The 12,774-nt window shown below is 72.1% G+C and carries 12 protein-coding genes; 4 read left to right on the top strand and 8 right to left on the bottom strand.

What is annotated here, in order from left to right; all coding sequences use genetic code 11:
* The first annotated feature begins 60 nt into the window (after positions 1–60).
* Positions 61–1,050, top strand: a complete 990-nt coding sequence (locus tag ACFFF6_RS06655) for an ATP-binding protein (RefSeq protein WP_376979353.1) — start codon at positions 61–63, stop codon at positions 1,048–1,050.
* Positions 1,047–1,238 (top strand): hypothetical protein, encoded by a 192-nt coding sequence (locus tag ACFFF6_RS06650; protein WP_376979352.1) that lies wholly within the window; start codon positions 1,047–1,049, stop codon positions 1,236–1,238. The genes ACFFF6_RS06655 and ACFFF6_RS06650 overlap by 4 nt, the downstream gene beginning before the upstream one ends.
* A gap of 44 nt (positions 1,239–1,282) precedes the next feature.
* Here ACFFF6_RS06650 and ACFFF6_RS06645 read toward each other — a convergent pair whose 3' ends face one another.
* The 3 genes from ACFFF6_RS06645 to ACFFF6_RS06635 form a co-directional block, all read right to left on the bottom strand.
* Positions 1,283–1,591, bottom strand: a complete 309-nt coding sequence (locus ACFFF6_RS06645) for a hypothetical protein (protein ID WP_376979350.1) — start codon at positions 1,589–1,591, stop codon at positions 1,283–1,285.
* 93 nt (positions 1,592–1,684) lie between these two features.
* Complete coding sequence (locus ACFFF6_RS06640; RefSeq protein ID WP_376979348.1) at positions 1,685–2,539, bottom strand: C40 family peptidase; 855 nt, start codon at positions 2,537–2,539, stop codon at positions 1,685–1,687.
* Positions 2,540–2,975: 436 nt separating this feature from the next.
* On the bottom strand, positions 2,976–3,647 hold the full coding sequence (locus tag ACFFF6_RS06635; protein WP_376979346.1) for a TMEM175 family protein: 672 nt from the start codon (positions 3,645–3,647) through the stop codon (positions 2,976–2,978).
* A 251-nt stretch (positions 3,648–3,898) separates the two neighbouring features.
* Between ACFFF6_RS06635 and ACFFF6_RS06630 the strand changes: the two genes are divergently transcribed.
* Entirely contained in the window at positions 3,899–4,510 is a 612-nt protein-coding gene (locus tag ACFFF6_RS06630) for an ElyC/SanA/YdcF family protein (protein ID WP_376979344.1), read from the top strand.
* A 15-nt stretch (positions 4,511–4,525) separates the two neighbouring features.
* On the opposite strand, the gene ACFFF6_RS06625 is transcribed toward ACFFF6_RS06630, so the two are convergent.
* The 3 genes from ACFFF6_RS06625 to ACFFF6_RS06615 all read right to left on the bottom strand — a co-directional run bounded on the left by ACFFF6_RS06625 (position 4,526) and on the right by ACFFF6_RS06615 (position 8,366).
* Positions 4,526–5,776 carry a mannitol dehydrogenase family protein gene (locus tag ACFFF6_RS06625; protein ID WP_376979343.1) on the bottom strand — a complete coding sequence of 417 codons (1,251 nt, stop codon included), beginning with the start codon at positions 5,774–5,776 and terminating at the stop codon, positions 4,526–4,528.
* Positions 5,773–7,200, bottom strand: coding sequence for a glucuronate isomerase (gene uxaC / locus ACFFF6_RS06620; RefSeq protein WP_376979341.1), 1,428 nt, complete (start codon positions 7,198–7,200; stop codon positions 5,773–5,775). The genes ACFFF6_RS06625 and uxaC overlap by 4 nt, the downstream gene beginning before the upstream one ends.
* 167 nt (positions 7,201–7,367) lie before the next feature.
* Positions 7,368–8,366: a LacI family DNA-binding transcriptional regulator gene (locus ACFFF6_RS06615; RefSeq protein WP_376979339.1), complete on the bottom strand. Its 999-nt coding sequence runs from the start codon at positions 8,364–8,366 to the stop codon at positions 7,368–7,370.
* Between the two features lie 163 nt (positions 8,367–8,529).
* On the opposite strand from ACFFF6_RS06615, the gene manD reads away from it, so the two are divergent.
* On the top strand, positions 8,530–9,762 hold the full coding sequence (manD, locus tag ACFFF6_RS06610) for a D-mannonate dehydratase ManD (RefSeq protein ID WP_376979338.1): 1,233 nt from the start codon (positions 8,530–8,532) through the stop codon (positions 9,760–9,762).
* A 129-nt stretch (positions 9,763–9,891) separates the two neighbouring features.
* Here the strand turns inward: manD and ACFFF6_RS06605 are convergent, their stop codons facing one another.
* On the bottom strand, positions 9,892–11,301 hold the full coding sequence (locus tag ACFFF6_RS06605) for a copper amine oxidase (protein ID WP_376979336.1): 1,410 nt from the start codon (positions 11,299–11,301) through the stop codon (positions 9,892–9,894).
* 116 nt (positions 11,302–11,417) lie between these two features.
* A partial coding sequence (locus ACFFF6_RS06600; RefSeq protein WP_376979335.1) for an LAVTG motif-containing sortase-dependent surface protein occupies positions 11,418–12,774 on the bottom strand: 1,357 nt, incomplete at its 5' end.

Below are 12,774 nucleotides of genomic sequence, written 5' to 3'. Positions count from 1 at the left end.
AGGAGCTGCTGCGTGCGGTAGCGGCCTACCTGCGCCGGGTGGAGGCGCTTTCCCAGCAGGATGAGACCGATCGACGCGGACATCGCGCTCGCGGTGATCGCGGAGCGCTGGGAGGGCAGGCTTATCGGCGTGACCGGCGCCGACCAGCGATTCCACCACAGCATCTCGGAGCTGATCGCGAACCCGCACACCCGCTTCTCCGAAGGGCCGGTGTCCTACGAGCACCGGGCGACGGGCCCCGATGCGGACCGTCGCGTGGTCGCGTTCGGGGTTCATCTGCTGCGCCGCGACGGCATCCCGCTCGCGGTGACCCAGCGTGCCCCCGCACCGCAGCAGGGCCAGGAGCAGGCCATGATCGAGGTGATCAGCTCCGACGAGGACGCCGCGGTCGCGCTCCTGGAGGAGCTGCGCCGCCTCATGCTCGAACGCAGCGTGCTGAAGGGGAAGGTGCTCTCCTTCCAGCCGACCCAGTTCGGCGACTCGGCGGGAGCGACGTTCCTGCCGCGGCCGGACGTGCCCGCGGAGGCGATCGTCCTGCCGCCAGGGGTGCTGGAGGCGGTCGTCAGCCATGTGGTCGGCATCGGCGAGCACCGGGAGGCGCTGCGCGCCGCTGGTCAGCATCTGAAGCGGGGCGTGCTGCTGTACGGCCCTCCGGGGACCAGGAAGACCCTCACCGTCCGTCACCTGCTGGGCCGCACCCCGGGGACGACGGCCGTGGTCCTGACCGGATCGAGCATCGGCTTCGTGACCCAGGCGGCGGAGCTGGCGCGCACCTTCCAGCCCTCGATCGTCGTGCTCGAGGACATCGACCTCGTGGCGATGGAGCACTCGTACAGTCCGCAGCCGCTGCTGTTCGAGGTGCTCGACGCCCTGGACGGACTGGACGCCGATGCCGATGTCGCCTTCGTCATGACCACCAACCGGGTGCAGGTCCTCGAACGGGCGCTCGCGACACGGCCGGGCCGGGCGAAGGGGGCCACGGGCTCCTTCGCGAAGGAGCTCATGCGACGCGCACAGTGCTGGCCGCGGCGCTGCGGGGCAGCCCGGTGACTGACGCGGACCTCGCATCGACCCTCGAGGACCTCCTCGACTCCGGGGCGGAGCTGACCCGGCGCCTGCTGGGCCCCCAGGACGACGGCGACCCGGACGGCACCGACCAGGAGCCGGACGGATGCCCGACTCCGGAGGACGAGGGGCGCGGCTGGCTCGCCTGGGCGCCCGGCTCGGACGAGGTCTGATCCCCCGCTTCCCGACACCGGAAGCCTCGTCAGACGCCCCCGGTTCAGGCGGACGCGCGGCGGAACCGCAGCATCTGCACCGTGCCGCCGCTGCTCGCAGACCCCTCGTCCGCCAGGACGTACCCGCGCTCCTCGGCGCCGACGATCACCAGATCGCGCGGCACCGAGGAGCGATGGACCAGGTATTCGACCTGGTCGGAATCATCGAACACCTCAGCGAGGATGCTGTCGGCATCGCGGACCGCCCGCGCACGGTCCCGGGAGGTCAGCGCGGTGACCAGGATGACGACTGCGGCGATACCCGGGAGCACGAGCATCCCGACGAGCACTCCCGCGATGATGACCCACTCCATGCACCGATGATCGCACCCGGAACGCGCACAGGGCGCCCTTCCCGGAGGAAGGACGCCCTGGACGAGTCCGCCGCGAACCGCGGCGACCGCGGATCAGCGGTAGGTGACGAAGGAGGGGTTGCCCCAGATGGAGCGCTCGGAGACGGAGCCCTTGGAGGAGCCCGCGTCGACGACCTTGCCGTTGCCGGCGTAGATGCCGATGTGGCCGGGCCACACGACGAGGTCGCCGGGCTGCGCCTCGGACTGCGAGATGCGGTCGCCGCCGGAGGCCTGCTTGCTGGAGCTGTGCGGGAGATCGATCCCGAACTGGGCGTACACGTACTGGGTCAGGCCCGAGCAGTCGAAGCCGCTGGGCGAGCTGCCGGCCCAGTCGTAGTCCACGCCGATGTACTGGCGGGCCGCGTCGACGATGGACTCGCCGCTGCGGGAGGAGGACTTCGAGGAGCTCTTCTCCGAGTCGGAGGAGTCTGAGGAGGACTCGGCCTTGGCGGAGGAGGTGCTGACGCCGCCGGAGAGGGAGCCGCGGGTCTCGGGGCCCACGCGGCCGTCGACCTGGAGGCCGTTCTCGGACTGGTAGTCCAGGACCGCGTCGTTGGTGCGGGGGCCGAACTTGCCGTCGACCTCGAGGTTCGCGCCCTCGGCGTTGAGCAGGGTCTGCAGCGCCTCGACGCGATCGCCCTTCTTGCCCTGGTACAGGGTGGAGGTCGAGGAGAGCAGGGTGGAGATCTCGGAGCTGTGGGCGGTCGAGATCTCGACCGGGGCGGCGGCGTTGGTGGTCGGCGCGGCAGGAGCCTCGGCGATCGGCGCGGCGGTGGCGCTCTGAGCGGCGAAGGCGGAGCCCACGACGACGGTCCCGAGCATCGCGGCGCCGCCGAGGCCCTTGTAGGCGTAGCGGGTGGCGCCGTTGCGGGCGCGGCCGGCGGCTCGGTGGGTGTTGTGCTTGGTCATGTCTTCGGTGTTCCTTCTCTGTCGTCCTCGGGACGGCCCGTCATGCGGTGCAACGTTCAGTTCTGGTCCTCGACGCGGCGCCTCCGGAGGAAGCTCGTGGCCCTGGGGCATCCGCTGTCGTGCCTCCACGCTAGGAGCCGCGGATGGCCCGGCCAAGGGGCCTGAACGGAGCGGGCAGGGATCTTGACCGTCGCTTTAGTCGACTTGACACTTATCGGCCGTTCGGGCGTGACCTGGCCCACGGGCCATGCCGTCCGATGACGTTCGGGGCGCGGGGGTCATGACCATCGGCAGCGGCGCGGCACCGGCCGCTCTCCCGCTGGACTCCCAGATATGGCCTGTGAACTGGGAATCCGCTGGGGTGAGCCGGTGAGATCCGCGGGCTGCGGCGGAACCCGCGCCTCCCCGTGCCGCCCGGACCGGGCAGGCGCCGCGGTCAGCGGCCGAGCGGGGTGCGCGCCAGCAGGCGCTGGAGAGGACCGACCAGCATGAGCAGGAACAGGGCGAAGTACCCGATCACGGGAGCGAGGATCGCGATGAGGAGGGCGAGGGCGAACAGCAGGGCCATCGCCGCGTCGATGAGGGTGCCGCGCCGCAGCTGGGCCGCGTCGATCGCGTGCAGCTCGGGATGGCGATGCAGGTATGCCCGGGTCAGCAGCATGGTCAGGCAGGTGGCGATCATCGTGCCGATGTAGAGGGCCGTCACCAGCGGCCCCGAGGGCATCTGCCCGGAGAGGGCCGTCGCGACCGGCATCCACACGATCGTGAGCATCCACAGCATCGTGATGTGCAGGAGACGCTGGGTCACCTGATCGACGCCGGCGAACAGGTGATGATGCCGGTTCCAGAACATGGCGATGAGCAGGAAGCTGAGCAGGAAGCTGATCAGCTGGCCGACATGCTCGGACAGCCATGCGCCCGCCGTCAGCTCCTCGCCAGCGGCCTCGCCCACCGATTCCATGAGCGGAAGGATCAGCAGCGTCATCGCGATCGCCACCACCGCGTCGACAAAGGCCTTCGCCCGCTCCGCGGAGAACACGGTGCGCGCCTCTGCCGAGGCGATGACGGCAGCGGGTCCGGCGGGAGGGGGCTCGACAGCGGGAGTCACGGCATCGGCGGACGGGGCGGCGGAGCCCGCAGCTGCCGCAGGCGCCTCGTTCCCGTCGGGTCGAGCCGTCCTCGGTGGCGCGCTGGGCGGACCTGCGTCATGCGGACTGGGGGTGGTGCCGTCGCTCATCGTGCTCCGTCCTCGGCGGCGCGGCGCCGCCACCGACATCCTGCCCGGATACGGTCCGGCTGTCACCGGCGGCTCACGAAGAGCCTCGTGTCCGCGCGGGTGAGGGTCGATACCCTCCCTCCATGACGTGCTCTCGCTCCGCCCTCGTCGTCCTCACCGCCGTCGCCGGAAGCGCGCTCGTCGCCGCCGAGCTCGTCCAGGCCCGGTCCTCGCGCCGCCGCCTGGGGATGCCCCGCACGGTTCCGCCGCGCTCCGAGGCCGTGGTCGTGCTGGGGTATCGCGACCGCGCCCGCGGCGGGCGCGCGAACCTGGTGAACCGCTGGCGGGCCCGCATCGGCCTGCGGTCGATCGACCCGGAAGCGGGCCGCAGCACCCTCGTGGTCTGCGGCGGGGCGGTGGGGGCCGATGTCGCCGAGGCGGATCTGCTGGCGCGCTTCCTCCGCGGGGAGCTGGGCTGGGACGGTCCGCTGGTGATCGAGCGGGAGAGCCGCTCCACCTGGCAGAACATCGAGAACGCGATCCCGCTGATCGCGGACGCGGAGGCGATCACCATCGCGTCGAACACGCTGCACGCGGAGAAGGCCCGCGCCTATCTCTGGATGCAGCGCCCGGACCTCGCGCGGCGTCTGCGCCGGGCCGATGACCACCGCGTGGGCGAGCTGCCTCCGCTGCGTCTGCTCGCCACGGTCATCGGCGCCCGCGGCCTGCGCGGTCTGCCGCGCCGGCCGCTGTGAAGCGGCGTCGCCCGATCAGCCGGCCGTGACCGGCTCCGCCGCGAGCACCGCCGCGGAGAGCTCCTCCGCGTCGACCGGGCCGCCCAGCAGGTCCACGAGCGCGCGCACGCGCTCCGCGTCCTCGGCGAGGACCGCGGCCGCGGCGATCTTCTCCCCCTGCGGATCGGCCACGCGGTGCCCTGCCCGGACCTGGTCGGTGACCCAGTCGGTCCAGGCGCGCACGGCGGCGACTCCGGCGGGTGCCTGCGCGGGCCCGCCGCGCTCGGCGATCACCGGCAGGATGCGCACCGCGAGCTTGACGGAGCCGTCCGCGGCGATGCGGATCAGCGCATCGGCCAGGCGCGAGTTCTCGAAGCGCTCGAGCAGCGCGGCCGTGTAGGCGTCGAGCTCGTCCGCGGGAAGGTCGAGCGTGGACCGGGCCTCGGCCCACAGCTCGTCCACCACGCGGCGCACGGCCGCGTCGGCGACCGCCGCATCGACCTTCTCGTGGCCGGCGAGCTGCCCCGCATAGGCGAGGAAGGTGTGGGCGCCGTTGAGCAGACGCAGCTTGCGGCGCTCGTGCACGGCGACATCGGGCACGAGCTGTGCTCCTGCCGACTCCCAGCGAGGGCGCGCCCCGCGGAAGGCGTCCTCGATCACCCATTCGGAGAAGGGCTCCGTGACCACGGTCGCCCGGTCGTGGAAGCCCAGCCGCTCGCTCGCGAGCGCCATCTCCTCCTCCCCGGCGACGGGGGTGATCCGGTCGACCATCGTGGAGATCACGTCGACGTGGGCATCGAACCAGTCCCGCGTCTCCGGATCGAGGGCGGCGAGCACCGCCGTGCGCAGCACCTCGCCGTTGCCGACCAGGTTGTCGCAGGACACGAGCGCGATGGGCTCCTCGACCCCGGCCTCGCGCCGGGCCCGCAGGGCGATCGCGAGCCGCGCGGGAGCCGATGTCGTCGGATCCGTCCCGGCGGCATACCCCTTCTCCGTGATCGTCAGGGTGACCACGCTCGTGGCCGGATCCGCGACGGCGCGTCGCAGGGCGAGCAGGTCCTCGGCCGCGAACGCCTCGTCGATCACGGAGATCCGCTCGACCGCGTCCTCCGCGGGACCCCGCACGACCAGGCCGTACTCGCCGCCCTGGGCGGTGAGGGTCTGGGCGATCGTGGGCGTGCGACCGGTGAAGACGGTGACGTCCCACCCTCCGGCTCGCGCCGTGTAGAACAGGGTGTGGGCGCGGGCGAACGCGCCGATGCCCAGGTGGACCAGACGGCGGCTCATCGGGTGCCGCCCAGCTTGAAGACCTCGCGAGGATGCTGCGCGGGCAGCGTCTCCACGAGCGCGGCCGCGTCCTCGAGCCGCACCCGGTGCTCCGCCACCAGGGTCGCCAGATGGTTCGCGTCCAGACGCCGCGACATGTCATGGCGTGCGGGGATGGAGCAGAAGGCGCGCGTGTCGTCGATGAACCCGCTGGTCCGCGAGTAGCCGATGGTCTCCGAGACGGCACGGCGGTAACGCAGGATCGCGTCGGGCGCGTCGATGAACCACCACGGCGCCCCCGCGTACACGGAGGGGTAGAAGCCGGCCAGCGGCGCGATCTCGCGGGAGAAGACGGTCTCGTCGATGGTGAACAGGACGAGGCGGAAGTCCTTCTCGAGGCCCACATCGTTGAGCACCGGCGCGAGGCCGTCCACGAAGGTCACCGAGGTGGGGATGTCCGCGCCCACGTCGGCCCCGTACCGTGCGAAGGTCTCCGCGTGATGGTTGCGGTGCACGGCCGGGTGCAACGTCATGACCAGGCCGTCGTCCGCGGCCATGCGGGCCTGGTCGGCGAGCAGGTGGCGGCGCAGCGCGACCGCATCGGCGGGCGCGATCCGCCCGGCCCGGGCCTGCGCGAACAGCCGCGCCGCCTCCTCCTCCGCGAGGCGAGCGGTGCCGGCGTCGGCATGCGAGTGGTCGGTGGAGACACCGCCATGCTCGCGGAAGAAGAGCCGGCGCACGCGCATGGCCTCGGTGAACCCGGCGTAGCCGGCGGTGTCAATGCCTGCGGCTTCGCCGAGGGCGTCGGCCAGCTGCGCGAAGTCGGGGCGCGCGGGCTCGAGGTACCTGTCAGGCCGGAAGGTCGGCACGACCTGGCCCGCGAAGCCGGGGTCTGCGGCGAGCGCCCGGTGCGGGGCGAGGTCGTCGCAGGGATCGTCGGTCGTGGCGAGCACCTCGATCCGGAACTGCTCGAACAGGGCGCGGGGCCGGAACTCGGGGCGGGCCAGGCGCTCGGCGATGTGGTCGTAGAGCTCATCGGCCGTCGCCGGGGAGAGGACCTTCTCGATGCCGAAGACCTCATGGAACTCGTGCTCCATCCACAGCCGCGAGGGGGTTCCGGCGTAGGCGCGCCAGTGCTCCGCGAGCAGGCCCCAGGCATGGCGGGCCTCCGCCTCCGAGAGCGGGCCGCGGCCCACGCCCAGGTCCGCGAGGGACACGCCGCGCGCATGCAGCAGCCGCGTCACGTAATGGTCCGGGGTGATGAACAGGCTGGTCGGGTCCGTGAACGGGGTGTCGTCCAGGAGGAGGCGCGGATCGACGTGCCCGTGCGGGGAGACGATGGGCTGCTCCGCCATCCGCCCGTACAGCTCGCGTGCGATGTCGCGGACCGCGGGGTCGACGGGGAGCAGGCGATCGGGGTGGGGGACGAAAGCATCGGTGCTCATGGGGCTCATCATTCGGGCCGCGCCGCGGCCCGGGCCCGGGGTTGCCGGAGGTTGCCGGGGCAGATCCGGGCGAGAACGGGTCGTATGCGCGCAGCCGATCGCATAGACGCATCAGACGCGCGTATACGGCCCGTTCTCCGGACCCGCTTCCCGAAGGGCCCCCGGTCTCACGCCTCGCGCGGGCCCGAGGAGCCGCGAGGCACGAGCCGTACCGGCAGCGCGCCCTCGACCGGGGTGCGCACCTGGGAGGGGTTCTCGATGCGGCGGATGAGGCGCTCGACGGCGGAGCGTCCCTGTGCCCGCTTCGGGGAGACGACCGTGGTCAGGCCCGCGCCGACCAGCCGCGCCAGCGGGATGTCGTCGTGGCCGATCACCGAGAGCTCCTGCGGCACCTGCACGCCGGCCCGCAGGGCGGAGACCAGGAGCCCGAGCGCGATCAGGTCGTTGTAGCAGATCACGGCATGCGGCAGCTCGCGGCGCAGCGTCTCGAAGGCCTCCTCGCCGCCGCTCGCCGTCGGCGTGAACGGCCCCACCCGGCGGATGCTCATGCCGCGCTGACGCGCACCCACCCGGGCGGCACGCCAGCGCTCGCTGTCCGACCAGGAGTTCACAGGACCGGCGACATACACGACGTCCCGCACCCCGTTCTCATCCAGATGCGCCATGACCTGCGCGATCCCGTGCTCGTAGTCCGGGGTCAGGGAGTCCAGGCCGGCGACCCTCCGGTTCAGCACGAGCACCGGCAGGCGTTTGGTCATCTGGGCGAGGGCGGCATCGGACATGCGCGTCCCGGCGAGGATGAACCCGTCCACGATCTCGAGGGCCTGCTCGAGGCCGCGGCGCTCGCGCGCCTCGTCCTCGGAGGAGTCCACGAGCAGCAGCAGATAGTCCTTCGCCTGGGCCGCCTCCCGCATGCCGGAGACGACCTCGGCGAAGAACGGGTTCGTGATGTCGGGGATCTCGATCGCGAGCCGGTGATGGTGGACGTCCCGCTCCTGCAGGTCCGGGACCTCGGTGCGGTAGCCCAAGGCGCGGGCCGCGGCCATGACCTTCGTATGGGTGGCGGCGCTGACGCGGCCGGGCCGGGAGAAGGCGCGGGAGACGGTGCTGGGCGCGACCCCCGCCTGGCGGGCGACGTCGTAGATGGTCACCCGCTGGCCCGTCATGCAGCTCCGCCTCCTCGCGCTCGATCTCCCCGCGCGATGCGATCGCGGGCCTCCGGCCAGGATATGCAACTTCTGGCAACCCGTGGTGGGCGGCCTGGCCTGCGGACACAATCCGGATATCAGCCGGAGCTGTCTGTCCCCGCTCGGAAGGAGCGCTGTCCTCATGGCCACGATCGAGAAGGTCGACGTCCTCATCACCAATCCCACCCGCAACTTCGTCACCCTCAAGGTGACGACGTCGGACGGGGTGACGGGGCTGGGCGATGCGACCGTCAACGGCCGCGAGCTCGCGGTCGCCTCCTATCTGCGCGACCACGTCGCGCCGATCCTCATCGGCCGCGATCCCGAGCAGATCGAGGACACCTGGCAGTACCTGTACCGGGGCGCGTACTGGCGCCGCGGACCGATCACGATGGCGGCGATCGCCGCCGTGGACGTGGCCCTGTGGGACATCAAGGGCAAGACGGCCGGCAAGCCCGTCTACCAGCTGCTGGGCGGGGCGATGCGCTCGGGCCTGCTCGCCTACGGGCACGCCTCCGGCGCCGACATCCCCCAGCTGTTCGACTCGATCCGCGAGCACCAGGCCGAGGGCTACCGGGCGATCCGCGTGCAGACCGCGGTGCCGGGCCTGGGCCAGGTGTACGGGGTCGCGGCCGCCGGCTCCACGGCGCAGAGCCGCTACGACTACGAGCCCGCGCGCCCAGGGCTGCGCCCCACCGAGGAGGGCTGGGACACCCGGGCCTACATGCGCCACCTCCCCACCGTGTTCGAGGCGGTGCGCGGCGAGTTCGGCCCGGAGATCCCGCTGCTGCACGACGGGCATCACCGCATGACCCCGAACCAGGCCGGCCAGCTGGGCCGCTCCCTCGAGCCCTACGACGTGTTCTGGCTCGAGGACTGCACCCCCGCGGAGAACCAGGAGGGCCTGCGCCGGGTCCGCGAGCTGACCAGCCAGCCCCTCGCGATCGGCGAGATCTTCAACACCGTGTGGGACTACCAGACCCTCATCACGGAGCAGCTCATCGACTACGTGCGCTCCGCGGTCACGCACACCGGCGGCATCACGCATCTGAAGAAGATCATGGACTTCGCCTCGATCTACCAGATCAAGTCCGGCTTCCACGGCCCCACGGACATCTCCCCCGTGGGCCAGGCGGCGGCGCTGCACCTGGGGCTCGCGATCCACAACTTCGGCATCCAGGAGTACATGCGCCACAGCGACGAGACGCTCAGCGTCTTCGAGACCTCCTACACCTGGAAGGACGGCCTGCTGCACCCGGGCGAGAATCCGGGCCTGGGCGTCGAGTACCACGAGGACGCGGGCGCGAGCTACGAGTACTCCCCCGCCTACCTGCCGGTGAACCGCCTCCTCGACGGGACGATGCACGACTGGTGATCCCCGCCCGCCGGCCGGGATCCTCGGGTCCGATGGGCCGCTGATCTGCCGGCCCCGACGTGATCGGCCCGGCGCAGGAGCTCCTGCGCCGGGCCGATCTGCATCCGCGCGACCAGACGGCGGGGCCGGTCAGCTGGTGGAGCCGACCTGCCACTGGTCCTCGGGCACGCCGTTGACGTCCTCGCGTCCTGGCGGGACGTCGAAGCGCTGCGCGGTCAGGTCCCGGGGCAGGAGGGTGAAGCCCTGCCAGTGCATCTCCATCGGCGACTGCTCCTCGTCGCGGGGGACGTGGTGGAAACCGACCGCGACCCAGGAGACGACGTCGTCGAGGGGCTGCCCGGCGCCGCGCTCGACGAAGTCCAGGACGCCGTCCCCGCAGCCGCCGCGGTTCCGGACGGCATAGCGCTGGCAGTCGTCGGCGTTGGTGAAGGCGACGTCGTATCCGATGTCCCCGTGCTCGTGGCCGGGCGCGCCGGTCTGGTCGCGCGTGAAGGTGAAGGAATCCGTCTTCTGCAGGTCGATCTGGTACGAGATCGGGTGCCCGTCCGCGTTCTGCACCTCGGGCGCCACCACCCGCCACCAGCGTCGGTCCTGCCAGCGGGCGCGGGCAGGCTCCTCGATGGGGGTGAGCGCGCCCGTGAGGATCGGGGACTTCTCGCCCTGCTCGCCGGTGGGCTCGGCATCGAACTGCTCGACGCGCATCCCGTCCGCGCCGCCGAGCGCCCAGTCCACGCGCCACACGGCGTTGTGCGAGTGGCTGGTCGCATGCTCGCCCTCGCCGACGTCCGAGCCGTGCTCCTCGTCGCTGAAGTCGACGGGCGACAGGTCACCGGTCGCCCCGAGCTGCACGTCGATCGAGCCGTCGGCGCCGAGGGTGTACTCGGTGAGGTACTCGTACCAGCCGACCTTCGAGACCGTGAACAGCTGCAGGTCGGTGCGCCGGGCTGTCGCCGGCTCGCCGACGGTGCTCGAGTAGTAGGAGACCCCGGCGTCGACCACGCTCTCGCACAGCACCTCGCGGTGCCGGATCTTGCCCCGAGTGCCGTCGCCGACGTTGGGGATGTCGAATCCGCGCAGATCTCCGGCACAGACCGTGCCGTCGAGCGTCTTCATCTTCGACCCGCCGAAGCCCGCCTCGGTGATGTCGTAGGTGGTGCGTCCGCCGTCGTCGTAGGGCACCTCGAGCTGAGAGATCGAGAGGGTGTCGATGAGGCTGATCGGCTCTGCGCCGGGCGGCGCGATGTGGATCTGCGAGAGCACGAGGCCCAGATCCGGGTCGATCGCGGTGCACAGCGACCAGGTCGCCCCGCTCGAGAGCGTCTGCGAGAGGGCCTGGCCCTCCTCGCCGCAGTCGAGGTCCGCGGTCGCGCCCGGGTCGCCGGCGGCCGTCCCGCCGGGTTCGGCCGGTTCGGCCTCGGCGCCGGGCCGGGAGCCCCCGAGAGCGTTCTGCACGAGCAGGGCGAGGCAGAGGAGGACGACGACGGCGCCGGCGAGGAGAGCCAGACGCGGGCCTCGGGCGGCGGGGAGGGAGAGTCTCATGGTTCCTGTTCTGCGGGGCCGGGGGCTGCGGGCAAGGAGGCGGATGCACGGATGCGGAACGGTGGCGACCCGCGGATGCGGATCGCCACCGTTCCTCTAGAGGGACTGCGTCATGCTCACTCGGAGCTGCCGCCCAGTCCGCGTCGGCGCGCGATCATGAAGACCGCGCCGGCGGCCAGGAGCAGAGCTCCCAGCCCGGCGAGCGGGGCCACCGTGGCACCGGTCGCCGGGAGGCTGCCGCTGCCCTGGTCGGAACCGTTGCTGCTGCCGTTGCCGGAACCGTTGCCCGTTCCGTTCCCGGAGCCGTTGCCGGTCCCGTCGTCGGAGCCGTTGTCGCCGCCGTTCCCGTTGCCGTCGCCGTCACCGGAACCGTTGTCGCCACCGTTCCCGTCGCCGTCGCCGTCACCGGAACCGTTGTCGCCACCGTTCCCGTTGCCGTCACCGTCACCGGAACCGTTGTCACCGCCGTTCCCGTCGCCGTCACCGTCACCGGAACCGTTGTCGCCGCCGCCGTTGTCGGCGCCCACGACCTCGAGGGGAGCGGTGAGCTTGGCCCCGGTCGTGTCGGAGGCGACCACCGAGTAGCCCGCCGCCAGCTCCGCATCCGCGGGGACAGGGAGGACGGTGCCCTCGGGGAGGTTGCCATCGGCATCGACCGTGACCTCGACCGGATCACCGACGGGATCGCCCGCCGGGTTCACCAGCTGCAGCGTCACCGTGCTGCCGGCGACCCAGCCGCCGGAGGTCACCGCGACGTCATCGCCGGCCGCGACCTGCGCAGGGACCTCGAGGCTCGGGGCGTAGACCGCCACCGTGCCCTCGGCCTCGTTGCCGTCACCGTCGGAGAGGGAGACCGTGTAGTCGCCCGCCGTCGCGTCCTCGGGGATGGTCACCGCGGTGCCCTCGGGGGTGTTGCCCCGGTCATCGGTCGTGACCGTGATCGGGTCGCCCACGGGGTTGCCCTCGGGATCGGTCAGCTGGATGGTCACCTCGGTGCCGGGGGCCCAGCCGCCGGAGGTGATCCCGGCCTCGCCGCCGGCCGGAACCGGGGAGGTGACCGTGACCGCCGGGGAGACCGCATCGACGTGCAGCACCTCGAAGGCGTCGGAGACCTGGGCGCCCTGGGCATCGCGAGCCGTCACCGAGTAGCCGGTGCCGATCGCGGCGTCCGCGGGGACCGGGACCAGGGTGCCGGCCGGGAGGGTGCCGGACTCGTCCGCGGTCGCGGTGACCGCGTCACCGACCGGCTCGCCGGACGGATCGACCAGCTGGAGCGTCACCTCGCTGCCAGCGACCCAGCCGCCGGAGGAGACGACCACGTCGCGTCCCGCGGGCACCTGATCCGGCACGTCGATCGCCGGGGTGTAGACCGAGACTGCGCCCTCACCGGAGTTGCCGTCGGGATCCGAGGCGGAGACCGTGTAGTCCCCGGCCACCGCATCCTCCGGGATCGGCACAGCAGTGCCCTCCGGC

The organism is Brachybacterium hainanense (genome assembly GCF_042434575.1).
Lineage (GTDB): Bacteria > Actinomycetota > Actinomycetes > Actinomycetales > Dermabacteraceae > Brachybacterium > Brachybacterium hainanense.
This window is presented reverse-complemented; position numbering and strand designations above follow the sequence as displayed.

Coding starts and splice junctions, on each gene's coding strand:
- ACFFF6_RS06655 (WP_376979353.1), top strand. CDS start 61: ATGAGACCGATCGACGCGGACATCGCGCTCGCGGTGATCGCGGAGCGC.
- ACFFF6_RS06645 (WP_376979350.1), bottom strand. CDS start 1,591: ATGGAGTGGGTCATCATCGCGGGAGTGCTCGTCGGGATGCTCGTGCTC.
- ACFFF6_RS06640 (WP_376979348.1), bottom strand. CDS start 2,539: ATGACCAAGCACAACACCCACCGAGCCGCCGGCCGCGCCCGCAACGGC.
- ACFFF6_RS06630 (WP_376979344.1), top strand. CDS start 3,899: ATGACGTGCTCTCGCTCCGCCCTCGTCGTCCTCACCGCCGTCGCCGGA.
- ACFFF6_RS06625 (WP_376979343.1), bottom strand. CDS start 5,776: ATGAGCCGCCGTCTGGTCCACCTGGGCATCGGCGCGTTCGCCCGCGCC.
- uxaC (WP_376979341.1), bottom strand. CDS start 7,200: ATGAGCACCGATGCTTTCGTCCCCCACCCCGATCGCCTGCTCCCCGTC.
- ACFFF6_RS06615 (WP_376979339.1), bottom strand. CDS start 8,366: ATGACGGGCCAGCGGGTGACCATCTACGACGTCGCCCGCCAGGCGGGG.
- manD (WP_376979338.1), top strand. CDS start 8,530: ATGGCCACGATCGAGAAGGTCGACGTCCTCATCACCAATCCCACCCGC.
- ACFFF6_RS06605 (WP_376979336.1), bottom strand. CDS start 11,301: ATGAGACTCTCCCTCCCCGCCGCCCGAGGCCCGCGTCTGGCTCTCCTC.